General features: G+C 63.1%; 17 protein-coding genes and 1 tRNA gene. 10 read left to right on the forward strand and 8 right to left on the reverse strand.

Translation table 11 applies throughout. The features are described from left to right. Positions 1 to 314: 314 nt before the first annotated feature. Positions 315 to 1985 carry a recombinase family protein gene (locus FJ414_RS04880; protein WP_140641876.1) on the forward strand — a complete coding sequence of 557 codons (1671 nt, stop codon included), beginning with the start codon at positions 315 to 317 and terminating at the stop codon, positions 1983 to 1985. A 401-nt stretch (positions 1986 to 2386) separates the two neighbouring features. Here FJ414_RS04880 and FJ414_RS04885 read toward each other — a convergent pair whose 3' ends face one another. Next, a complete protein-coding gene (locus FJ414_RS04885; protein WP_140641879.1) occupies positions 2387 to 3634 on the reverse strand; it encodes an NAD(P)/FAD-dependent oxidoreductase in 1248 nt (415 codons plus the stop codon). 178 nt (positions 3635 to 3812) lie between these two features. On the opposite strand from FJ414_RS04885, the gene FJ414_RS04890 reads away from it, so the two are divergent. Further along, the gene (locus tag FJ414_RS04890; RefSeq protein ID WP_140642075.1) at positions 3813 to 5378 is read left to right on the forward strand and encodes a winged helix-turn-helix domain-containing protein; all 1566 of its coding nucleotides are present in this window, start codon (positions 3813 to 3815) and stop codon (positions 5376 to 5378) included. A 327-nt stretch (positions 5379 to 5705) separates the two neighbouring features. Here FJ414_RS04890 and FJ414_RS04895 read toward each other — a convergent pair. Further along, positions 5706 to 5782 (reverse strand) — tRNA-Arg (locus FJ414_RS04895). 188 nt (positions 5783 to 5970) lie between these two features. After that, positions 5971 to 7461, reverse strand: coding sequence for a HAMP domain-containing sensor histidine kinase (locus FJ414_RS04900; RefSeq protein WP_140641881.1), 1491 nt, complete (start codon positions 7459 to 7461; stop codon positions 5971 to 5973). A 254-nt stretch (positions 7462 to 7715) separates the two neighbouring features. On the opposite strand from FJ414_RS04900, the gene rpmH reads away from it, so the two are divergent. From rpmH to yidC, 3 genes are read left to right on the forward strand one after another with little or no spacing between them, the layout of a single operon-like run. Beyond that, positions 7716 to 7850 carry a 50S ribosomal protein L34 gene (rpmH, locus tag FJ414_RS04905; protein ID WP_008833937.1) on the forward strand — a complete coding sequence of 45 codons (135 nt, stop codon included), beginning with the start codon at positions 7716 to 7718 and terminating at the stop codon, positions 7848 to 7850. Positions 7851 to 7866: 16 nt separating this feature from the next. Next, positions 7867 to 8220, forward strand: a complete 354-nt coding sequence (rnpA, locus tag FJ414_RS04910; protein WP_140641883.1) for a ribonuclease P protein component — start codon at positions 7867 to 7869, stop codon at positions 8218 to 8220. 14 nt (positions 8221 to 8234) lie between these two features. Beyond that, complete coding sequence (yidC, locus tag FJ414_RS04915; protein ID WP_140641885.1) at positions 8235 to 10055, forward strand: membrane protein insertase YidC; 1821 nt, start codon at positions 8235 to 8237, stop codon at positions 10053 to 10055. A 445-nt stretch (positions 10056 to 10500) separates the two neighbouring features. On the opposite strand, the gene FJ414_RS04920 is transcribed toward yidC, so the two are convergent. The 3 genes from FJ414_RS04920 to FJ414_RS04930 are packed head-to-tail and all read right to left on the reverse strand — an operon-like array spanning position 10501 to position 13788. Continuing rightward, positions 10501 to 12045 carry a DHA2 family efflux MFS transporter permease subunit gene (locus FJ414_RS04920; protein ID WP_140641887.1) on the reverse strand — a complete coding sequence of 515 codons (1545 nt, stop codon included), beginning with the start codon at positions 12043 to 12045 and terminating at the stop codon, positions 10501 to 10503. Further along, positions 12042 to 13331, reverse strand: a complete 1290-nt coding sequence (locus FJ414_RS04925; protein WP_140641889.1) for an efflux RND transporter periplasmic adaptor subunit — start codon at positions 13329 to 13331, stop codon at positions 12042 to 12044. Before FJ414_RS04925 ends, FJ414_RS04920 begins: the two co-directional genes overlap by 4 nt. Then, positions 13324 to 13788 carry a MarR family winged helix-turn-helix transcriptional regulator gene (locus FJ414_RS04930; protein WP_140641891.1) on the reverse strand — a complete coding sequence of 155 codons (465 nt, stop codon included), beginning with the start codon at positions 13786 to 13788 and terminating at the stop codon, positions 13324 to 13326. Before FJ414_RS04930 ends, FJ414_RS04925 begins: the two co-directional genes overlap by 8 nt. Positions 13789 to 13954: 166 nt before the next feature. On the opposite strand from FJ414_RS04930, the gene FJ414_RS04935 reads away from it, so the two are divergent. From FJ414_RS04935 to yihA, 3 genes are all read left to right on the forward strand, one after another. After that, positions 13955 to 14269 carry a hypothetical protein gene (locus FJ414_RS04935; RefSeq protein WP_140641893.1) on the forward strand — a complete coding sequence of 105 codons (315 nt, stop codon included), beginning with the start codon at positions 13955 to 13957 and terminating at the stop codon, positions 14267 to 14269. Between the two features lie 87 nt (positions 14270 to 14356). Beyond that, on the forward strand, positions 14357 to 14995 hold the full coding sequence (locus tag FJ414_RS04940) for a CatB-related O-acetyltransferase (RefSeq protein ID WP_140641895.1): 639 nt from the start codon (positions 14357 to 14359) through the stop codon (positions 14993 to 14995). A 14-nt stretch (positions 14996 to 15009) separates the two neighbouring features. Further along, entirely contained in the window at positions 15010 to 15678 is a 669-nt protein-coding gene (gene yihA / locus FJ414_RS04945; RefSeq protein ID WP_140641897.1) for a ribosome biogenesis GTP-binding protein YihA/YsxC, read from the forward strand. A gap of 12 nt (positions 15679 to 15690) precedes the next feature. Here the strand turns inward: yihA and FJ414_RS04950 are convergent, their stop codons facing one another. Beyond that, positions 15691 to 18165 (reverse strand): DNA translocase FtsK, encoded by a 2475-nt coding sequence (locus tag FJ414_RS04950; RefSeq protein ID WP_140641899.1) that lies wholly within the window; start codon positions 18163 to 18165, stop codon positions 15691 to 15693. Positions 18166 to 18386: 221 nt separating this feature from the next. Further along, a complete protein-coding gene (locus tag FJ414_RS04955; protein WP_140641901.1) occupies positions 18387 to 19085 on the reverse strand; it encodes a TetR/AcrR family transcriptional regulator in 699 nt (232 codons plus the stop codon). Between the two features lie 133 nt (positions 19086 to 19218). Between FJ414_RS04955 and FJ414_RS04960 the strand changes: the two genes are divergently transcribed. Further along, positions 19219 to 20412, forward strand: coding sequence for an HlyD family secretion protein (locus FJ414_RS04960; RefSeq protein WP_140641903.1), 1194 nt, complete (start codon positions 19219 to 19221; stop codon positions 20410 to 20412). Positions 20413 to 20530: 118 nt separating this feature from the next. After that, positions 20531 to 22144 (forward strand): DHA2 family efflux MFS transporter permease subunit, encoded by a 1614-nt coding sequence (locus FJ414_RS04965; protein WP_140641905.1) that lies wholly within the window; start codon positions 20531 to 20533, stop codon positions 22142 to 22144. Positions 22145 to 22198 lie beyond the last annotated feature (54 nt).

A 22198-nucleotide genomic window follows, 5' to 3' on the forward strand; every position in this document is an offset into this window, starting at 1 on the left:
CGTTCCGCTTTGACGGGTTGCTGGGGCATATTTGGGCCATGTCCCACCCGGCTCGCAAAGCGACCTCTGCGGAACTGTCACGGGTCCGCCTCGGTACATTGCCGATCGACCTGTATGACTACCTACACGTTGAGCCGCGTCCACGCGTTGGCCGACCGGTTCAACACGATCCACGCGAGTGGCGCGTTACCGACAATCTGCCAAACCCCGTCCCTGTCACTTCCCCGGAAATCGACGCGTTCGAGGCGTGGTTTGGCGACATCTTCGATCAGCTTTTCGGAGATCGCCCATGAAATGACAGGGAGACAATGCTTATGAAGACGGCTTCACAACAGCAGCAGTCTACAAAGGGATCGCGGGCAGTCCTCTACCTTCGCGTATCCACGGCCCGCCAGGCCGAGCACGATGTCTCCATTCCCGACCAGAGGCGCCAAGGTGAGGCTTACTGCGTCTCTCGTGGCTATGAGCTGGTCGATACCTTTGTCGAGGCAGGCGCATCGGCCACCAATGACAAGCGTCCAGAGTTCCAGCGCATGATCGAGGAAGGCACCTCAAAGCCTTCCCCCTTCGATGTCGTGGTCGTTCATTCCTTCAGCCGATTCTTCCGCGATCACTTCGAGCTTGAGTTCCATGTCAGGCGGCTTGCGAAAAACGGCGTAAGACTTGTGTCGATTACCCAGGAGATGGGTGACGATCCAATGCATGTCATGATGCGCCAGATCATGGCTCTCTTCGATGAGTACCAGTCGAAAGAGAACGCCAAGCATGTGCTCCGCGCCATGAACGAGAATGCCAGGCAGGGCTTCTGGAATGGGGCGTTGCCTCCGATCGGCTACCGGATCGTTGCGGCAGAGCAGCGCGGATCGAAGACCAAGAAGAAGCTGGAGGTTGATCCGCTGCACGCCGACACCGTCCGAATGATCTACCGCCTCTTTCTTCAGGGCAATGGAATCTCAGGACCAATGGGCGTCAAATCGATCGCCTGCCATCTGAATGAGAACCGGTTGTTCACACGAGACGGCGGTCTCTGGGGACTGGCGCAAATCCACGCCGTACTAACCCGAACCACCTATATTGGCGAACACCGCTTCAATACGCGCAGCTTCAAGGGCAGGGCAAAGAAGCCGGACGACGAGATTGTCGTTATGGCGGTGCCGGCAATCATCGAGCGCAAGACCTTCGATGCCGTGCAAGCGCGTCTCAAATCTCGCCATCCAATGCTGACGCCACCCAGGGTCACCACCAGTCCCGTTCTCCTTACCGGTATCTGCTTTTGCGCCAAGTGCGGAGGAGCCATGACGCTCAGGACCGGCAAGGGCTGCGCTGGCACTATGTATCGTTACTACACCTGCTCGACACGCGCCCGCCAGGGCAAGGCCGGTTGCCAGGGCAAATCAATCCCCATGGCCTTTCTGGACGACCTGGTTGCCAATCATCTGGAGAAGCGGCTTCTTAAGCCAGAACGGCTCACCACCATTCTTGAGGCTGTCCTGGACCGGAGGCAGGAACGCACTGAGCGCCGCCGCGAGCACCTGGGCGAACTGAAGCGGAAGATCACCGAGACCGACCAGCGCCTCAATCGGCTCTATGACGCTATTGAGGCTGGCGTCACAGATATCAACGATCCTGCTCTCAAGGATCGCATGGCGGGTCTAAAGGCGATCAAAGACCAGGCAACGACCGACGCCGAGCGCATCAAGGCATCGCTCGACAGCATAGGCAACCAGCCCATCACTTCCGAAATGGTCACAACATTCGCCCGGGCTGCTCGCGAGCGCATGCGCGATCCGCGTGGCGGCTACCGCCGCGATCACCTGCGAGCGTTGGCGCAGCGGATCGAAGTGGCCGAGAAGGAAGTCAGAATCATCGGATCGAAATCCGAATTGCTCGAAGCCCTGGTAGCGGCATCAGGCGAAGAAACGGCGGTGTCGGGAGTTCGCAGTTCTGTACTGAAGTGGCGCACCCGAAGAGATTCGAACTCCTGACCCCCAGATTCGTAGTATTCTTTGATCGAAAAATTCATTTATAATCAATGTGTTAGTAGGTTTGTTCTTCCTGTGGAAACGGATGGAAACGCTCTGCGTGCATTTGCTATCGAATTTATGACAGCCATTCTTGCCTAGCTGAGCCCCAGAGTCATAAAGCGGGTGCTGACTTTGATCGACTGTCCCCGGTCCATCCGAGAGTGGCTGCATGCCTCGTCGTCAGTTTCAATCAGCTCCTCCTCGTCGCCGCCGCAACATGCTGGCTAACGACCTTGCCTCTTTGAAAAAGGTCGTTGCAACGCAACCACCTCCGAGGCGGCAAAACGCGCGCCGACATGTTTAACGTGATAGCTGTTGGCGACCATCACAAGTTTGGCTAGCGGATGTCGCGCAGTGTCAAGCTATCCCGGCCCGGGACCCAATCGATCAATGTGGTCGGCGAGATAAGCAGCGTCTCGGCCGACAAAAGCGAGAATGGCGGATCGCCAGGTGTGCATCCAGTGCAACCCAAGAAAATAGACTCCCGGACAGCCGGTCACACCGCGCTGCTGGATTGGCGAGCCGTCGGCATGGATAACGGGCAGCTTTATCCAATCGAAGTCATAGCCGTATCCGCTCGCCCAGATAATGGTGCCGATATTTTCCTCGCGCAGATTCAGCGTACGGATGGTTTCTACGTCGATAATCGGAGGCGCTGAGGGAGACTCCTTCTTGTCAAGCTCGAAACTCCCCGGCCGCGTGTTGGCCAAGGCATCGGCCGCGTCGATGAAGCCGGCATAGGCTTTGTCGGCTGCCGCCATCAGGTCCATGGCATCATCAGCGATTGCAAGGTCGCCATCGGCAATGCCAAGCACGCGCCCGATCAGGGTGACACCCGCGCTGCCCAAGTGACGCGGGTCGAGATCGTAGCCTCCACCGACGCCGGTTAGAATAATCGGCGGCGGATACCGTCTGCCCGGAAACGAGTCGATGGTTATATCGAAGCGGCCCAGTTCTTCGTACCACCAGATAATATCCCGGCCGCGATAGCGACGGGGCACGCGGCTGTGGCGGCTGATCGCTAAGAATATACGCCGGCCGCTGCGCAAGAGTTCGTCCGCGATCTGGCAGCCAGAGTTGGCACTGCCCACGACAAGCACCGCGCCGGGCGGCAGTTGTTCAGGGTTCCGATAGCAGGCGGCATCGATCTGACAGACCGAGGCTGGAACGGCGCGGCTAAAATCCGGAATCATCGGGTGCTGAAAAGGACCGGTGGCGATGATGACATGCCGTGCTTTGATCTGGCCGTCGGCAGTTGCGAGCGAATAACATCCGCCGTCTTCATCGCGGTCGAGGTTGGTGACTTCGATGCCAGTGCGAACTGGGGCTGCGATCTCTGCGGCGTAGTCGAGGATGAAACGCGCAACCTCGGAATGATGCACAAAGCCGCCAGGGTCCGTACCCGCATATGGTTTCCCCGGCAACGCGAGCCAGTGGTTTGGCAACTGGAATCGCAAGGAATCCCAACGCTCGCTTCGCCAGCGCTCGGCCACCCTTCGCCGTTCGAGGATGACATGCTCTCTGCCGCGTTGACGCAAATGATAGCTCATAGCCAATCCGGCCTGGCCTCCGCCAACAATGACCGTTTCGATGTGATTAGCCTGGCGCATGCTTGTTCCTCGGTCTCCATATTGGCCTCGCAGGCGGTCCAGTCAGGACTCCTGCTGCGCCCCGCTAGGGACTTGTCGCTTCATCGAGGTTCAAGGTACCATGGCAGAGCATGAGGCGAGCGTATTGAAGCCGCTCCAAAGAGATTCCAAAGTATTTCCGAAGCGGACGATAACGACAATGCGTGGGCAGCAGTTCGCATTTGGCCCGTTTCACCTTGATCCAGGTCGGCGCGTGCTGCTTCGCGGCGGCGAGCCGGTTACGGTCGGGCATCGCGGCGTCCTAATCCTCGATGCGCTGCTCCGAAAGCCCGGTGAAGTCCTCACCAAGGCTGAGCTGATCGACGCAGGCTGGCCGGACACGACGGTCGAAGAGAGCAACCTTTCGGTTCAAATCGCCACTTTGCGCAAGGCTCTCGGGCAATCGCCGGACGGCGGCGAGTGGATCGCCACCATTCCGCGCATCGGCTATCGCTTTGCCGGCCGTCTCGGTCCTGTCGGCCGCGCAGACCAAGGGCGTTGGGACATCGATGACGCTCTGCCGCCGCCCGGTTTGCGCAAACCATCGATCGCCGTGCTCCCCTTCGCGAATATGTCTGGCGATCCCGAGCAGGACTACTTCGTCGACGGCATCGTCGAGGACATCACGACAGCGCTGTCGCACTTTCGATGGCTGTTCGTGATGGCACGAAGCTCGACGTTCACGTTCAAGGGACGCAGCGCCGATGTCAAGGAAATCGGCCGCGAGCTGGGGGTGCGCTACGTGCTCGAAGGCAGCGTGCGCCGGGCGCCCAAGCGCATACGCATCACGGCGAAGCTCATCGACGCATCAACTGGCGCACATCTCTGGGCCGACCGCTTCGATGGCGCATTCGAAGACATTTTTGATCTACAGGATCAGGTCAGCACGAGAGTGGTTGGGGCGATCGGGCCGAAACTAGAGCAAGCCGAGATTGAACGCGCAAAGCGCAAGCCGACGGAAAATCTCGATGCCTACGATGTATACTTGCGGGGCGTCGCCAAAACGGTGGCCTATACGCAAGACGGTCAAGCGGAAGGACTGCGCCTATTCAGGCGGGCGATAGAGCTCGACCCAGAGTTTGCGGCGGCGTACGGCATGGCCGCGTGGTGTCGCGTCATCCAAAGGGTGAATGGCTGGATGATCGACCGCGCGGCGGAGATTGCCGATGGAGCCGAGATGGCTCGCAAAGCCGTGAGACTGGCGAATGAGGATGCACTTGCATTTTGCTGGGGCGGTTTCTCGCTCGGTTTTCTTGCCTATGAGCTGGACGATGCGATCGGTTATGTCGATCAGGCCCTGGCCCTCAATCCAAACCTTGCCGCCGCATGGTACCTTCTCGGCCACCTGCGAATTTATGCCGGAAATGCTGAAGCCGGCATCGAACCTCTGACCCGAGCAATCGAGCTCAATCCCCTCGACCCGCTCCTTTTCCGGGTGCATGCGGGATTGGCTTACGCCCATTTCTTTGCTGGCCGGAACGACCAGGCTTCGGCATGGGCGGAAAAGGCGCTGCGCCGAGCCGATTGGCTCACCGCCCTCAGGATCGGCGCCGCATGTCACGCCGTTGCCGGCCGGGTCGATCAAGCGAAAAAGCTCGTTGAGCGCATGCTTGAACTCGATCCCAAGCTACGGATTTCCGATCTCCAGGGGCTGCCTCCGTTACGCCGAGCAGAGGATTTCGAGCGATGGTCAGAGGCACTGCGAAAAGCGGGGCTCCCGGAATGATTTACACCTCTGCTTGTGGCGCTCCCGCGACCAGACGGTCGCAGAAAAGGGGCCGGTTACGGTCCAAGAGCATACCTCGACATAATCCAACTTTGCATTGGGAGTTTACGCCCTCAACTAGATCGATCCTTTCTGTCACGATTTTTGAGATTTTGTGGATAGTTGAACACGGCATTTTGGGGCAAGTTTTTCTAACAATTTGGCGAAGTCCGTTTCCATGGAAACGTTTCGGGACACAATTCCTAGAAATCTCGTATATTTTAAGGCAAATTTGAATGTCGACTAGACCTCAGCAATTCTGCAACTAACGGATTTTCCTGGAGAATTTGGCGCGCCCGAAGAGATTCGAACTCCTGACCCCCAGATTCGTAGTCTGGTGCTCTATCCAGCTGAGCTACGGGCGCGCAACAGGCCGTGCATGACACAGGCCCCGCGATCCGGTCGAGACGGCCGGCCGCGATGTGGAGTGTTCCCTAACGACTGAATTCGCGAAAAGCAAGCCGATCCGGCAAAAGTTTTGTCGCAGGCGGTTTTGCCGGCTTTGATCGAGGCGCGCCGCTGCCGACAGGCGGCTCAGCCGGAGGTGGCAACCTCAAGCCGGGCGGCGCAGGCCGTTGCGCGCCTGGTCGAGCCGGACAGGCTGGTCGGGGATGGTGACGGCGAAGACGGTGCGGCCGCCGATCGATTCGACGAGCTCGACGGTGCCGCCATGGGCGCGGGTCAGCTCGTGCGCGATCGCCAGGCCGAGGCCGGTGCCGCCGCTGCGGGCCGAGCCGCGGAAGGCGGCGAACAGGTTCTCGCGCGCCTTGGGCGGCAGGCCGGGGCCGGTGTCGGTGACGGTGATGCGGCTGACGCTGCCATGGCGCTCGGCCGCGACCGCCAGCCGGCGCACCACCGCGCTTTCGGTGTCGGCGGCCATCGCCTGAATGGAGTTGCGGCAGAGATTGGTGAGCACGCGGAAGAGATGGTCGGAATCGGCGTCGACCTCGAAGGCGAGCTCGACGCCGTTGATGAACTCGATGCCCTCCTCGATGTCGAGCAGGCCGTGCACGTCGTCGACCAGCTGGCGCAGCCTGAGCCGCCGGCGCGACGGCGCCGGCTCCTGGGTGCGGCCGTAGTGAAGCACGCCTTCGGAATAGGAGACGGCGCGGTCGAGGGCGCGCAGAAGCTTCGGCGCGAAGGCCTGCACGGTCGGGTCCTTCACCTGGCGCAGGCGATCCGACATCAGCTGCGCGGACGCCAGGATGTTGCGCATGTCGTGGTTGATCTTGGAGACGGCCAGGCCGAGGTCGGCGAGATGCTTCTGCTCCGACAGCATCTTCTGCAGCCGGTCCTGCATCTGCGACAGCTCGCGCTCGGCCACGCCGATCTCGTCGGCGCGGTCGGCGGGGCGGATGACGCGGCCGGGATCGTCGGGCGCCTCGGAGAAAGCCAGGATCGAGCGCGTCATGGTGCGGATCGGCCCGATCATGATCAGGTCGATCGCCGCATAGACCAGCATGGCGGTGAACAGCGAAATCAGCAGCGAGACGACGGCGACGTTGCGCGAATATCGAAGCATGGCGTCGCGCAGCCTGTAGTCCGGCATGATCAGCTCGAATTCCTTGTCGCTGTCGCCGACCGGGCCGAAGACCCGCAGCATGCGCTTGCCGCCGAAGAACAGCGTGTCGAGCGCGCCGGTCATGCCGTTGACCAGGCCGACATCGGCGATGTCGATATGCTCGTCGACCTGGGGCGGCATGTCGGAAACGACGAGCAGCCGCGAGACGCCGCCGTCGCGCACGGCGATCGCCTTGGCGCCGATCGCCATCAGCACGTCGTTCTGAGCGTTATGCGACAGCGCGTTGGGCTCGCCCTGCAAGAGCACGATCGACACGGCGGCGGCGGTGCTCAACCGCTCCTTCAGCCAATTGACCCGGTAGCTGGCGATCCAGGGCAGGAAGATCAGGATTTCAGCCAAAAGCACGAAGGCGATGGTGAGGAAGAGGAGCTTGGTCGACAGGCCGCGCGACAGCGGCACCCGGCGCGTCGCATTCGCCGCCGGCCTTGCCTTCTCGTTCGTGGGCAGAGTTTCACTCGTCATTGACGCGCATTCACAAAGGCTTGATCGGCCAAGATTATGCGATTTGCGGCTTTTTTGCCAATTTCAACCTTGGTCCAGCAAAAATGCCTCGGAGGCACCCCGGATTGACTTCCCAAAACCTTCTTCCTATAAGCCCGCTCACGCTCGGGCCATTCGTCCCGGCGCGGTTTCGATCGCGCCTAAGCCGGCCCGGCAAAGCTCCTGTTACAGAGTGACAGAATCAAGAAGGGCCGCACCCCGCGGTATTAAAACAAATGAAGCGTACCTACCAACCGTCCAAGCTCGTCCGTAAGCGCCGCCATGGTTTCCGTGCCCGCATGGCCACCAAGGGTGGCCGTGGCGTCGTTGCCGCCCGCCGCAATCGCGGCCGCAAGCGGCTCAGCGCCTGAACGAAAGACGAGATCGTTGCCCGCAACCGGCAAGCCAAAGGGGAAAACCCCCGGGCGGCTTCTGAAACGCGCGGAATTCCTGGCTGTGCGCGGCGGCGAGAAACGCCGCGGGCGGCTTTTTCTCGTTGAAGTTCTCGACCGCGGCGATGACCTTGCGCCGCGCGTCGGCTACACCGTCACCAAGAAGGTCGGCAACGCCGTGGTGCGCAATCGCGTCCGGCGGCGACTGAGGGAAGCCGTGCGCGTCCATGCCGCCGATGACATGGCGCCCGGCAGTGATTATGTCATCGTCGGGCGTGAAGACGTGCTTGCCATCCCGTTCGGCCAGTTGAAGGCCGAGCTTTCCCGCCGGCTGCGCGGAACACGATAGGCCAAAGGCTTTCGATGGAAAACAACCGCAATTTCTTCATCACCATCGCGCTGTCGGTGCTGATCCTGACCCTCTGGCAGGTGTTCTACATGAACCCGCGCATGGAGCAGCAGCGCGAGCAGACCCGCGTCGAGCAACAGCGCGTCGAGGCGCAGAAGAAGGAAGCGGGCGGCGGCGCCAACTCCGGCGCGGCCGGAACGCCGGCTCCCACCGCTGGCGCGATCCCCAACGCGCCCGGCGGCGATACGGTGACGGCGGCCAGCCGCGACCAGGCTGTTGCGGCGACCAAGCGCGTCAAGATCGACACGCCCAGCCTCGAGGGTTCGATCAACCTGACAGGCGCGCGTCTCGACGACCTGAAGCTCAAGCACTATACCGAGACGGTCGACAAGAACTCGCCCGAGATCCAGCTTCTCAACCCGCAGGCGCTGCCCACCGGCTATTTCGCCGAGATCGGTTTCGTCGGCACCGACAAGACAGGCGCGGTGCCTAGTTCGGACACGGTGTGGAGCGTCGAAGGCAATCCGACGCTGACCCCGTCGACGCCGGTGACGCTCACCTACACCAACGACAAGGGCCTGACCTTCAAGCGCACCATCTCGGTCGACGACAACTACATGTTCACCGTTTCCGACACGGTGCAGAATTCGGGAAGCGCAGCCGTCAGCCTGTTCAACTACGGCCGCGTCACGCGCTACGACAAGCCGGCCGTCGCCAGCACCTATGTGCTGCATGAAGGCCTGATCGGCGTCACCGGCACCGAAGGGCTGACGGAATACAAATACGCGGCCATCGAAAAGGACAAGGAAGTCAAGCCGGGCAAGTCGACAGACGGCTGGCTCGGCATCACCGACAAATACTGGGCCGTCACCCTGGTGCCTACCGAAAAGCAGCCCTTCCAGCCGCGCTATGGCTACTTCGAGGACGGGCGCCACCGCTATCAATCCGACTTCCTCACCGATGCGATCAATGTCGGTGCCGGCCAGTCCGCGACTGTCGAGACGGAGATTTTCGCCGGCGCCAAGGAAGTCGCCAAGATCAACGCTTATGAGGCTGACCGTCACATTCGCCAGTTCAACTTGTTGATCGACTGGGGCTGGTTCTACTTCATCACCAAGCCGATGTTCTGGCTGATCGACACGCTCTACAAATTCTTCGGCAATTTCGGCCTGGCGATCCTCGCCACCACCGTCGTCGTCAAGGCCATCTTCTTCCCGCTGGCGAACAAATCCTACGCCTCGATGGCGAACATGAAGAAGGTGCAGCCGAAGATGGTCGAGATCCGCGAGAAATACGCGGACGACAAGATGAAGCAGCAGCAGGCGATGATGGAGCTCTACAAGACCGAGAAGATCAATCCGCTCGCCGGCTGCTGGCCGGTGGCGCTGCAGATCCCGGTCTTCTTCTCGCTCTACAAGGTGCTCTACATCACCATCGAGATGCGGCACGCGCCGTTCTTCGGCTGGATCCACGACCTTGCGGCGCCCGATCCGACGTCGATCTTCAACCTGTTCGGCCTGCTGCCCTTCGCGGCGCCCGCCTTCCTGCCGCATATGGGCGCCTGGGCGGTGGTCATGGGCATCACCATGTTCCTGCAGATGCGCATGAACCCGGCGCCGCCGGATCCGACGCAGGCGGCGATCTTCACCTGGATGCCGGTGATCTTCACCTTCATGATGGGCTCCTTCCCGGCCGGCCTCGTCATCTACTGGGCCTGGAACAACACGCTGTCGATCCTTCAGCAGGGCGTGATCATGAAGCGCCAGGGCGCCAAGATCGAATTGTGGGACAATCTGGCGGCGCTGTTCCGCAAGAAACCATCGCCAGCGGAATAGAAGGCGTCACGGGTTACAGATCAAAACCCCGGCCTTGGCCGGGGTTTTGTTGGAGATGCCGACGGGACAGCGCCAACCTTCGCGATTGGCCGTGTCCCTCTTCCCGATCGTCATTCCGGGGCGGAGCAAGGAGCGAAGCCACGCGCGCAGACCCTGGAATCCATGCCGTTACGCTAAGGCGTTGCAACGGTTACAGAATTCTGCACCGTCACACTCTGCGGCAAAGGTCACGGAATGGATCCTCGGGTCAAGCCCGAGGATGACGACGTCACGGGGGTTTCGGCCAACCTCCAACGCCGGCACCAATAGCGCCCGCGCCAACCTTCGCGATTGGCCGTGTCCCTCTTCCCGGTCGTCATTCCAGGGCGGAGCAAGGAGCGAAGCTCGAGTCAAGCCCGGGTATGACGACGTCGCGGGGGCCGGATGGCCGAGCTGGGCGGACGCCTCACTCCATAACAGCGCTGTGGTCGACCTTGGCCGGCGTGCCCGGCTTGCGCAGCAGAAGCACCAGCGGGATGGCGGCTAAAGACAGGATCATCATCAGCTTGAAGTCGTCGACATAGCTGATGATCGTCGCCTGCAGCGTCACCAGGCCGTCGAGCGCGGCGCGGCCGGCGGCGGTGTAGGGGCTCAGCGCCTGCGAGACCGCCGGATCGCTGAAGGCCGGGTTGTACGGCGTCACATAGGTGGCGATGTTGGCGTGGTTGATCTGCTGGTTCTGCGTCAGCAACGCCGTGACCACCGAGATACCGACGCTGGAGCCGATGTTGCGCGACAGATTGTAGAGGCCGGTGCCTTCGGAGCGCCGCTCCGGCGCCAGCGTGGCGAAGGTGATGGTGGTGAGCGGCACGAACAGGAAGCCCAAGCCGGCGCCCTGGATGAAGCCGGTGCTGATGATCGTCCATTGCGAGACGTCCGGCGTCCATCCGGTCATGTCGTACATCGCCCAGGCGGTGATCGCGAGGCCGATGAACAGCAGCCAGCGTGTGTCGACCTTGCCGACCAGCCTGCCGACGATGAACATGCAGGCCATGGTGCCGAGGCCGCGCGGCCCCATGACGATGCCGGCCGTCACCACCGGATAGCCCATCAGCGTCTGCAGGTAAGGCGTCATCAGCGCCAGCGAGGCGAGATAGGTGATGCCGATGATGAAGATGAACACCATGCCGACGGCGAAGTTGCGGTCGAGGAACAGCCGCGGGTTCACGAAGGTGTCGCGCGCGGTGAAAGTATGGACGATGAAGATGTAGAAGGCCGAGGCGCAAACGAGGGCCTCGACGATGATCTCGGCCGATGAGAACCAGTTGAGCTGCTCGCCGCGGTCGAGGAACATCTGCAGCGAGGCGATGGCTATCGAGAGCATGCCGAAGCCGAGCCAGTCGAGCCTGGCCTTCAAGTCGAGCTTGGTTTCCTGGACGAACATCGAGACGCCGATAAAAGCCAGCGCGCCGATCGGCACGTTGATGTAGAAGACCCAGCGCCAGGAGACGTTCTCGGTCAGCCAGCCGCCGATGACCGGGCCAAGCACCGGGCCGACCATGACCGAGACGCCGAACAGCGCCATGGCCGAGCCGCGCTCCTCGACGCTGTAGATGTCGAGCAGGATCGACTGCGACAGCGGCACGAGCGCCGCGCCGAACAGGCCCTGCAGCAGACGGAAGCCGACGATCTGCGGCAGCGACTGGGCAAAACCGCACAGCACCGAGGCCACCACGAAGCCGGTGATCGCCACCAGAAGGATGCGCTTGCGGCCGAAGCGGTTGGCGAGATAGCCGGACGGCGGCGTCATCACGGCGGCGGCGACGATATAGGAGGTGAGCACCCAGTTGATCTGGTCGGCGCTCGCCGAGACGCTGCCCTGGATATAGGGCAGCGCGACGTTGGCGATGGTGGTGTCCAGCGCCTGCATGATGACCGCAAGGATCACACAGGCGGTGATGGCGCCGCGATTGGCGACCACCGACGCGCCTGTCGCGGAAGCCGTTGTCATGACTTTGGTCCGGATTGCTTGAAGAGGTTGGTGATGAAATCCGGCAGGCCGCGGGCGTGGCCGGTGTCGATGCTGACGACGGCGCTCATGCCGCCGCGCAGCGGCGGCTTGCCGTCCGGATCGTCGATCGTCACCCGCATCGGGATGCGCTGCACGACCTTGACCCAGTTGCCGCTGGTGTTCTGCGCCGGCAGCAGCGAGAAGCTGGACGAGGAAGCAGGGCTGATCGAGCCGACGGTGCCGTGCCAGACCTCGCCCGGATAGCCATCGATGCTGATCGTCGCCGTCTGGCCGGGACGCACATAGGTGAGCTCGGTTTCCTTGGGCTCGGCCGCGATCCAGATGTCGGTCGACGACACCAGGCTGAAGGCCGGCTGCGAGGCCGGCAGGTACTTGCCGACCTGCAGCGCGTCGACATTGGTGACGATGCCATCGAACGGCGCCTTGACGACGGAATCGTTCAGGTTGCGCTGCGCGTCGTCCACCGCCGACTGGGCCTGCAGATAGAACGGGTTCTGCTCGACCGGCTGGCCGGCGTCGCCGCCGAGCTGGGCAAGCATCGCCTGCGCCTGCGCCTTGGCGACAGTCACCTTCTGGCGGGCCGCAACGAGGTCGTGCTGGGCGCTGTCGAAGGTCGCCTTGGAGGCGGTCGAGGTCTTGAGCAGGTCCTGCTGACGCTGGAAGGCGGACTCGTAATAGGGAATGTCCGCTTGCGCCTGGTCGATCGACGCGAGCGACTGCTGGTAGCTCGCCTGCAGCGTCAGCACCTGGTTGCGCACGGTGCCGAGCTGCGCCTTGGCGCCCGCGAGCGCGGTTTCGAAGGAGGCAGGCCGCAAACGGAAGAGCACATCGCCCTTCTTCACCGCCTGGTTGTCGCGCACGTCGATCTCCTGCACGGTGCCGGAGACGTCGGTCGAGACGCCGAGCGATTGCGCCTGGATATAGGCGTTGTCGGTGGTCATGATCTGGCCGCCGATGACGTAGTAGTAGCCGCCGGCCACCAGCGCGACGGGCAGCAGCGCAAACAGGATGGGCCGCGTCAGGCTGCGGCGCGGCTTTACGGGAGCGGGCGGAGTCACCGTGACGGCTGCCGGCTTCGGCTGTGCCGATGGAGCCTCGGCTACCGGCTCCGGCGCCACGGGCGCTTCCAGCTCGTCGTCTTCGACGACAGGCGGGTTGGCGCGCCTCTGTTCGCGCTGGCTGTCCAGGCTGATGACCTGGTCGCTTACTCTTTCGCCGACATTTTCCTCGTCGGTGGGCTTTCTGGGTGAGGTTCCTTCAGACATGGACTTTCTCCCGGTCGAGGGCCGGCTGGGCGCAGGCCTCGAGCAGATTGGATTTGATTAGGCAAAGGGTTTGCAGCAGTTGCCGCTGCGCTTCCGCGGACAGGCCGGTGAAGGCCTCCTCGCGCGTCTTCTGGCCGTTGCTGCGCATCACTTCGATGAGCGGATGGGCCTTCGGGGTCAGATAGAGAAGCCACGCCCGGCGGTCGGCCGGATTGGGCCGACGCTCGATGAAGCCGCGCGCCTGCATCTTGTCGAGCAGCCTCGCGAGCGTGATCGGCATGATCTCGATGAGGTCGGCCTGCTTGTTCTGGTGGATGCCCTCACGCAACGAAAGATACGCCAGCACCTGCCACTGCGCGCGGGTCAGGCCAAAGGCGCGCGACCGCTGCTCGAACCGCTTCCTGAGCAGGCGCGCGACATCGTGCAGCACGAAGCTGATATTTGGCGAGGTGGACATGGGAGGACTTCGGAGGCTGCGGACAAGCTTTCGTGAGCATGCTTATTATCATCATGCACATAATCCTGCTGGACGCGGAGCGCAAGACCGACTAAGGCGCTTGGTAAAAATATCGCATAGGCCAAAACCCGGCCGGGCCGGCCTGGTTTGCGGCAAGGACAAGACGATGAACCGGCTCAAGATCATCATGCTGGCGCTGCTGGCGGGATATGCTTTTCCAGCCGCCGCTAAGGACGCTGTGAGCTGCGGCGGAGCGGCGATGCTGGGTGGCGCGCAGCTCAATTGCAGCCACGTGCAACCCAAGGCGCCGCCGCAATTCTGCACCTTCAGCTGGACGCTGCACACGACGACCGGCGAGCAGAAAATCGTCGAAGGCAGCTTCTCGCTGCCGCCCGGAGCCTCGAACGTCCAGATCTATCAGGGCAGCGGTTTCGACAGCGCTCTTTCCAACCCGATCGTGATCTGCCGCGGCAACCATTGAACGGTTGGCGCTGTGGAACGGATCACGTTAGTTTGATCGCGCGCGGGTGCCGTCGGCCGCGCCCAAACACGCCTGCAAAGGACCGCGATGACCGGACCCAACCCCAACATCAAGCATCCGATTGCGATGCATCCGCGCGTCGGCTTCCTGAAGGGGCTGGTGAGCGCGCCGAATATCGAGATCGGCGACTTCACCTATTACGACGACCCCGACGGTCCCGACAAATTCGCCGAGAAATGCGTGCTGCATCACTACGACTTCATCGGCGACCGGCTGGTGATCGGCAAGTTCTGCGCCATCGCCGAGGGCGCGCGCTTCATCATGAACGGAGCCAACCACGCCATGTCCGGCTTCTCGACCTATCCGTTCAACATCTTCGGCCATGGCTGGGAGGAGGGTTTCGACCCGCGGACATGGTCGAACGAGATCCGCGGCGACACCGTCATCGGCAATGACGTGTGGATCGGCATGGACGCGGTGGTCATGCCGGGCGTCAAGATCGGCCACGGCGCCATCGTCGCCGCGAAATCGGTTGTCACGCACGACGTGCCGCCTTATGCGATCGTCGCCGGCAATGCGGCCAAGGTGGTGAAGATGCGCTTCGATGAATTCACGGTGCGGCGGCTTTTGACGGCAGCATGGTGGGACTGGCCGGTCGACAAGATCAGCCGCAACCTCGATGCCATCCGCGGCGCCGATATTTCCAGGCTGGAGGCAGCGGTTTGAATGCGCCCGAGAAAATGACAAACGACAAGAGCACGAACGAAACGGCGATAAGCCCGGAGCTGTTCACCCGTGGTTGGATCTTCATCCGCGGCGTGCCGTCGATGAAATTCCTGCCGCCGGAAGGACCGCCGGAGATCGCTTTCGCCGGACGCTCCAATGTCGGCAAGTCGTCGCTGATCAACGCGCTGGTCGGGCACAAGGGCCTGGCGCGGACGTCGAACACGCCGGGGCGCACGCAGGAGCTCAACTATTTCGTGCCCGACGGCTTTTCCGGCGAAGGCGCCGACCTGCCGCCGATGGCGCTGGTCGACATGCCGGGCTACGGCTACGCCAGCGCGCCGAAGGACAAGGTCGATGAGTGGACGAAACTCATCTACGAGTATCTGCAGGGCCGCGTGACGCTGAAGCGCGTCTATGTGCTGATCGACGCGCGCCACGGCATCAAGGCCAAGGACGAGGAAGTGCTGACTCTGCTCGACAAGGCGGCCGTGTCCTACCAGGTGGTGCTGACCAAGACCGACAAGATCAAGGCCGCCGGCGTGCCGAGGCTGATCGAGGAGACGCTTGCCAAGATTAAGAAGCGGCCGGCGGCGTTCCCGGTGGTGCTGGCCACCTCGTCGGAAAAAGCCGCCGGGCTGGACGAGCTGCGCGCGGCCATCGCCCTGGTGGCGAACGGCGGCTGATTTCGTTGGATCTCAATCCATCTCGTCGCGTTCAGGCTCGCGGTCGCGCCGGCCGGTGAGGATCTCGCGCTTGCCGACATGGTTGGGGGCGCCGACCAGCCCTTCCTTCTCCATGCGCTCGACCAGCGAGGCGGCGCGGTTGTAGCCGACGCCGAGGCGGCGCTGGATGTAGGAGGTCGAGCATTTCTTGTCGCGCTTGACCACCTTGACGGCTTCCTCATAGAGCGCGTCGCCATCCTCCTCCGTGATCGCGCTTTTGTCGAAGACCGGGCCGGCGTCGGCGGCTTCCTCGGCTTCCTCCTCGTCGGCGGTGACGGTGTCGAGATATTCGGGACGTCCCTGCGCTTTCAGATGCGCCACGACCTGCTCGACCTCCAGGTCGGACACGAAGGGACCGTGCACGCGCGAAATGCGGCCGCCGCCGGCCATGTGCAGCATGTCGCCCTGGCCGAGCAGCTGCTCGGCGCCCTGCTCGCCGAGGATCGTGCGGCTGTCGATCTTCGACGTCACCTGGAAGGAGATGCGGGTCGGGAAATTGGCCTTGATCGTGCCGGTGATGACGTCGACGGACGGGCGCTGCGTGGCCATGATCAGATGGATGCCGGCGGCGCGCGCCATTTGCGCCAGCCGCTGGATGGCGCCTTCGATCTCTTTGCCGGCGACCATCATCAGGTCGGCCATCTCGTCGACGATGATGACGATGTAGGGCATGGGCGCGAGGTCGATCGCGCGCTCCTCGAACAGCGGCGCGCCGGTGCCTTTCTCGAAGCCTGCCTGCACCTGCATGGTCACGACCTCGCCCTTGTCGCGGGCGCTTGCGGCGCGCTGGTTGTAGCCGTCGATGTTGCGCACGCCGAGGCGCGCCATCTTGCGGTAGCGATCCTCCATCTCGCGCACCGCCCATTTGAGCGCCGTAACCGCCTTCTTGGGATCGGTGACGACCGGCGTAAGCAGATGCGGGATGCCGTCATAGACGGAGAGTTCCAGCATCTTGGGATCGACCATGATGAGACGGCATTCCTGCGGCGTCAGCCTGTAGAGCAGCGACAGGATCATGGTGTTGATGGCGACCGACTTGCCGGAGCCGGTGGTGCCGGCCACCAGCAGATGCGGCATCTTGGCGAGTTCGGCGATGACCGGCTCACCGCCGATCGTCTTGCCGAGGCCGAGCGCCAGCTTGCAGGAGGTGTTGCGGAAACCGGCCGATCCGACCAGCTCGCGGAAATAGACCGTCTCGCGCGTTTCGTTGGGCAGCTCGACGCCGATGACATTGCGGCCCGGCACCACGGCGACGCGAGCCGAGATGGCCGACATGGAGCGGGCAATATCGTCGGCCAGCCCGATGACGCGGCTGGATTTCACGCCCGGCGCCGGCTCGAACTCGTAGAGCGTGACGACCGGGCCGGGGCGGACATGGATGATCTCGCCCTTGACGCCGAAATCCTCCAGCACGCTTTCGAGCAGGTCGGCGTTCTGCTCCATCCGCTCCTGCGACATGTAGAAGCCCTGGCCTTCCGGCGGCATCTGCAGAAGGTCCTCGGAGGGAAGCTCGTAGCCGGCCATCGTGGATAGCGGCACAACCTCGCCGGCTATGGGCAGCGAAGACGTCCGCCTGGCCGTCCTTGCACTCGACGGGGCGGAAACCGGCACGGGCTCGACAGGCGTCGGCTGGACGGCCGCGAAAGCCGGCGTGGACGTCGAGGCAGAGCCGGCATTCGACACGTTGGAGCGCCATTCGATGACCCGGTAAAACGACGTCGCCTCGCTCATGAAGGGGGCATGGGCTTGGCTCGACTGGGCCGCCGGACGATGCGCCGGTATCGGCTTGACCGGCGGCTGCGCCGGAACGGCCGGCGCCTGGCCGGCTTCGTTCAAACGCGCCCGCGCCATGCGCTCGGCGAGGAAGGGCATGCCGAATTCGAAGAAGGCATGGTCGGAAAGATAAGACCAGCGCAGTCCGCTTGGGCGCGGTTTTGGCGTCGGAGCGGCGGTAGCCTGGGAGGGCGCCGCGGCCGGAGGGATTGCGGCAGGGGCAATCGTGGAAGGCGCGCGGACCGGTCTGGTTTGCATCGGCGCTGCGGCGGGAGCGGCTATGACGGTGGGGCTTTTGCGGACCGGAGCGGCAGGCGCCGGCGGCGCGGGCCGGATGGGCTCGGATACCTTGCCATGCGCGGCATCTTCCACCTGCGGGGCGGCGCGCCTGGAGAGATCGGTATCCGGTGTGCGGGTGAACCGTACATTGGGCGCAAGGAAGAAATAGTCCTGCCATGCCGGGCGGCTGAACTCGCCGCCATCGGCCGATTCGGAGGATGCGGCGCGAGACGCGTCCGCTTCGCCTGCCGGCGCAACGCGCAACGCGACCACCTGCCCCGATTGCGCCTGCGGCTGCGAGGCCCCGCCACCGCGCCCGTTCGTGCCGTGATCGTCTTCGCCGTTATAAGCGGAAGCGCCGGAAAGATTGGCACGGGAAAAGCGCGTGGATGTCATTCTCGAGACTCGCCGATTGAACGTCTCCCGAGACATAGGAAGCGATGGTTAACAGGTCCTTCCGAAAGTGCCTGCCGGACGATGCCGATCGAAATTTTGAGAGGGTCGGCGGACGATCTCGACGACGTCGCGTTCAGCCGTCATTGCCCGCGCCGTCAAAGACGCGGCGAGGCCCTTCAGCCTTGCTTCGCACGCTTTGGGATCCACGTGCCCCGGGGCAGTCAGGCCGATTGCAACGCCTTTTCCTCGGCGAAGAATTTTTCCGTGGCGTAGGCCTTGAGGAAGACGTCGACACCGGAGGTCACGATGTGCTCGATCTCCGCCTGGCTCGGCGCCTTGGTGCGGTAGGAGAAGATGCACTGGCGGAACAGGCCGGCGAGACAGAGCTCGGTGAACTGATAGGCGGCAAGGTCGACATCATCGATCTTGAGCAGGCCGCGTTCGACGGCTTCAATAAGGAAAGCCATGACCTTGTCGTGGCCGCGCTTCGGGCCGCGCTCGTAGAAACGCGCGCCGAGCTCCGGGATCCTGTCGGACGCGCCGACCACCGTGCGCTGGGCCTGGATGACCTTGGCCGAGGTGATCTTGACGGAAAGCACGGTGCCAAACTTCACCAGCGTCTTGCGCAGGTCGTCGAAGTGGTCGAGCACCTCATACATATTCTTGAAGATGGTGCCGCGCTCTTCCTCGATGAGAGCCTCGAACAGCTCTTCCTTGTTCTCGAAATAGACGTAGATCGTGCCTTTGGAGACGCCTGCCTCGCGCGTGATGTCGTTCATCGAGGCGGCCTCGAAGCCCTTGTCTATGAAGACGCGGCGGGCGCCCTCGATGATCTGGGCCCGTTTTACAGGATCCTGCCCGGCCGCCGGGCGGCCCTTGCGCAAGTCGAGCAGATCGCTATCGGCTGTCGTTTCGACCATGGAAGTCATTCCCTAGAAAATATTTCGAACCGCTCGGTTCGATTTCCTCTTGATATGGTCCTCTTTCCGCGCTATGTCAACGGCGAATTCGAACCGAACGGTTCAGTCTGACTGACATTCCAGAGAGATCGCCATGTCCTCGAACGCGCCCGCCACCGCCGAAGTCCGCACGTTTCCCAACGCCAAGGTCCAGCCCTCGACCGAAGCCCCGGAAGCGCCTGTCCAGCCCGTCACCCCGATTGCGCCTCCCGCGGCCGACGCGCCGGCCAAGAAGAAGCGTTCGGTGCGCTCTTTCCTTCTGCCGATCATCGGCCTTGCCCTCCTCGGCGCCGGGTCCTGGTACGGATACAACTATTGGACCGACGGCCGGTTCATGATCGCCACCGACGACGCCTATGTCCAGGCCGATATGTCGTTCGTGTCGCCGAAAATATCCGGTTACATCGACAAGGTGCTGGTGAGCGAGAACCAGCAGGTCAGGGCCGGCGATCCGCTGTTCGTCATCGACAATGGCGACTACAAGATCGCGGTCGCCCAGGCCGAGGCGCAGATCGCCACATTGAGCAAGACGCTCGACCGCATCGACGCCCAGACCAAGGCGGCCCAGGCCTCGCTGTCGCAGGCCGAGGCGCAGAAGGTCGCGGACCAGGCCGCCGCCGACAATGCGGCGCGCGCCCAGGACCGCGCCGCGCAGCTGCTCAAGACCCATGTCGGCACGCAGGCCCAGCTCGACGACGCCCAGACCGCGCTCGACCAGGCGAAGGCGGCGCTTGTCGGCGCCGACGCCCAGATCGCCGCGGCGCAGGCCAATATCGGCGTTCTGGAAGCGCAGCGCGCGGAATCGGCCTCGACGCTCGCCTCGCTGCAGCTCACCCGCGACAAGGCCCAGCGCGACCTGTCCTTCACCGTGCTGAAGGCGCCTTATGACGGCGTCGTCGGCAACCGCTCGGTCGAGCAGGGCGACCTCGTCAGCCCCGGCCAGAAACTCGCCGTCGTCGTGCCGATGGACAAGCTCTACATCGTCGGCAACTTCAAGGAGACGCAGCTCGGCCGCATGGTGCCCGGCGAGAAGGTCCGCATCACCGTCGACGCGATCGACGGCCAGACCTTCGAGGGCACCGTGTCCTCACTGGCCCCGGCTTCGGGCGCGGTGTTCTCGCTGCTGCCGCCGGAAAACGCCACCGGCAACTTCACCAAGGTGGTGCAGCGCGTGCCCGTGCGCATCGACGTGCCGGCCGACGTCTTGAAAACCGGCAAGCTGCGCGCCGGCCTGAGCGTCGTCGTCGCGGTCGACAGCCGCACCGCGCCGGCCTCGACGACCAACTAATTGGGGGGCGGTTCGGTGGCCATTCGAGCGCCGAGCCGCCCAGCCTGCTTTATCCGTTTCGACGCAATTCGGGACCGCCACGCGCTCGTCCTCGAGAATTGCTTAGGGAGGCCATGACATGGCAACCGCAACCATCACCGCAGGATCGGCACCAGGACGTCCGGTCGCTGCCGCCCCGGCCCTGCCCGCGGACCATATGCCTGTGCGCCGCGTCGTCGCCTTCCTGGCGATGGTGTTCGGCATGTTCATGGCGATCCTCGACATCCAGATCGTCTCGGCCTCGCTGTCGGAAATCCAGGCGGGCCTGAGCGCCAGCTCCGACGAGATCCCTTGGGTGCAGACCGCCTACCTGATCGCCGAGGTGGTGATGATCCCGCTGTCGGGCTTCCTCAGCCGCATGCTGTCGACGCGGGTGCTGTTCACCACCGCTGCGGCCGGCTTCACCGCGGCCAGCGCGCTTGCCGCCACCGCCACCAATATCGACCAGATGATCGTCTACCGCGCCATCCAGGGCTTTATCGGCGGCGGCATGATCCCCAGCGTGTTCGCGGCCGCCTTCACCATCTTCCCGCCCTCCAGGCGCGCTGTGGTCTCGCCGATGATCGGCCTGGTGGCGACGCTGGCGCCGACGATCGGCCCGACGGTGGGCGGCTATATCAGCCATGCCATGTCCTGGCACTGGCTGTTCCTGATCAATGTCGTGCCCGGTATCCTGGTGGCGACGGCGGCCTGGGCGCTGATCGATTTCGACAAGCCCAACCTGAAACTGTTCTCCAAGTTCGACTGGTGGGGCCTCGCCGGCATGGCCGCCTTCCTCGGCTGCATGGAATATGTGCTGGAGGAAGGTCCGAACCATGATTGGCTGCAGGAGCCGGCGGTGTTTGCCTGCGCCGTCATCATGACCATCGGCGGCATCATCTTCTTCTGGCGCGTCTTCACCGCCGAGGAGCCGATTGTCGACCTCCGAGCCTTCAGCAACGTCAACTTCGCCTTCGGCTCGCTGTTCTCCTTCGTCGTCGGCATCGGCCTTTACGGGCTCACCTATCTCTATCCGGTGTTCCTCGGCCGTATCCGCGGTTACGATTCGATGATGATCGGCGAGGCGCTGTTCGTCAGCGGCCTGGCGATGTTCTTCACCGCGCCCGTTGCCGGCATCCTGTCGAACAAGATCGATCTCAGGCTGATGATGATGATCGGCTTCCTCGGCTTCGCCACCGGCACCTGGTGGATGACGAACCTCACCGCCGACTGGGATTTCTATGAGCTGTTGATCCCGCAGATCCTGCGCGGCTGCTCGATGATGCTGTGCATGGTGCCGATCAACAACATCGCGCTCGGCACGCTGCCGCCGGAACGGCTGAAGAATGCGTCGGGCCTGTTCAATCTGACCCGCAACCTCGGCGGCGCCGTCGGCCTCGCGCTCATCAACACGGTGCTGATCGACCGCAACGCCTTCCACTATGCGCGGCTCGCCGAGCATGTGCAGTGGGGCAGTCAGGCGGCGCAGGCCAAGCTGCAGAACATGACGCAGACTTTCGAGCAGACCGCCGGCCTCGACGCCACAAGTGCCGCGATCTCGAAACTGTCCGGCATGGTGCAGCAGCAGGCCGCGCTTTTGTCCTTCATGGACGTGTTCATGATGCTGACGGTGCTGTTCGCCTCACTTGGATTCTTCGTTCTGTTCATCAACAAGCCGGCCCAGCAGGGCGGCGGTGGCGGCGGAGGTCATTGAGGAGCCGGAACCCCCGCCTGGCTTCCTCAACGCGTGACCCCGGAAATCGGCGAC

Source organism: Mesorhizobium sp. B3-1-6 (assembly GCF_006439555.1).
Taxonomy (GTDB): domain Bacteria; phylum Pseudomonadota; class Alphaproteobacteria; order Rhizobiales; family Rhizobiaceae; genus Mesorhizobium.

Bases quoted from the DNA above. Each gene is read 5' to 3' on its own strand.
- FJ414_RS04940 (WP_140641895.1), top strand. From the start codon at position 14,357: ATGACCGGACCCAACCCCAACATCAAGCATCCGATTGCGATGCATCCG.
- FJ414_RS04965 (WP_140641905.1), top strand. From the start codon at position 20,531: ATGGCAACCGCAACCATCACCGCAGGATCGGCACCAGGACGTCCGGTC.
- FJ414_RS04885 (WP_140641879.1), bottom strand. From the start codon at position 3,634: ATGCGCCAGGCTAATCACATCGAAACGGTCATTGTTGGCGGAGGCCAG.
- yidC (WP_140641885.1), top strand. From the start codon at position 8,235: ATGGAAAACAACCGCAATTTCTTCATCACCATCGCGCTGTCGGTGCTG.
- FJ414_RS04950 (WP_140641899.1), bottom strand. From the start codon at position 18,165: ATGACATCCACGCGCTTTTCCCGTGCCAATCTTTCCGGCGCTTCCGCT.
- FJ414_RS04920 (WP_140641887.1), bottom strand. From the start codon at position 12,045: ATGACAACGGCTTCCGCGACAGGCGCGTCGGTGGTCGCCAATCGCGGC.
- FJ414_RS04960 (WP_140641903.1), top strand. From the start codon at position 19,219: ATGTCCTCGAACGCGCCCGCCACCGCCGAAGTCCGCACGTTTCCCAAC.
- FJ414_RS04935 (WP_140641893.1), top strand. From the start codon at position 13,955: ATGAACCGGCTCAAGATCATCATGCTGGCGCTGCTGGCGGGATATGCT.
- yihA (WP_140641897.1), top strand. From the start codon at position 15,010: ATGACAAACGACAAGAGCACGAACGAAACGGCGATAAGCCCGGAGCTG.
- FJ414_RS04890 (WP_140642075.1), top strand. From the start codon at position 3,813: ATGCGTGGGCAGCAGTTCGCATTTGGCCCGTTTCACCTTGATCCAGGT.
- FJ414_RS04925 (WP_140641889.1), bottom strand. From the start codon at position 13,331: ATGTCTGAAGGAACCTCACCCAGAAAGCCCACCGACGAGGAAAATGTC.
- rpmH (WP_008833937.1), top strand. From the start codon at position 7,716: ATGAAGCGTACCTACCAACCGTCCAAGCTCGTCCGTAAGCGCCGCCAT.
- FJ414_RS04880 (WP_140641876.1), top strand. From the start codon at position 315: ATGAAGACGGCTTCACAACAGCAGCAGTCTACAAAGGGATCGCGGGCA.
- FJ414_RS04900 (WP_140641881.1), bottom strand. From the start codon at position 7,461: ATGACGAGTGAAACTCTGCCCACGAACGAGAAGGCAAGGCCGGCGGCG.
- FJ414_RS04955 (WP_140641901.1), bottom strand. From the start codon at position 19,085: ATGGTCGAAACGACAGCCGATAGCGATCTGCTCGACTTGCGCAAGGGC.
- FJ414_RS04930 (WP_140641891.1), bottom strand. From the start codon at position 13,788: ATGTCCACCTCGCCAAATATCAGCTTCGTGCTGCACGATGTCGCGCGC.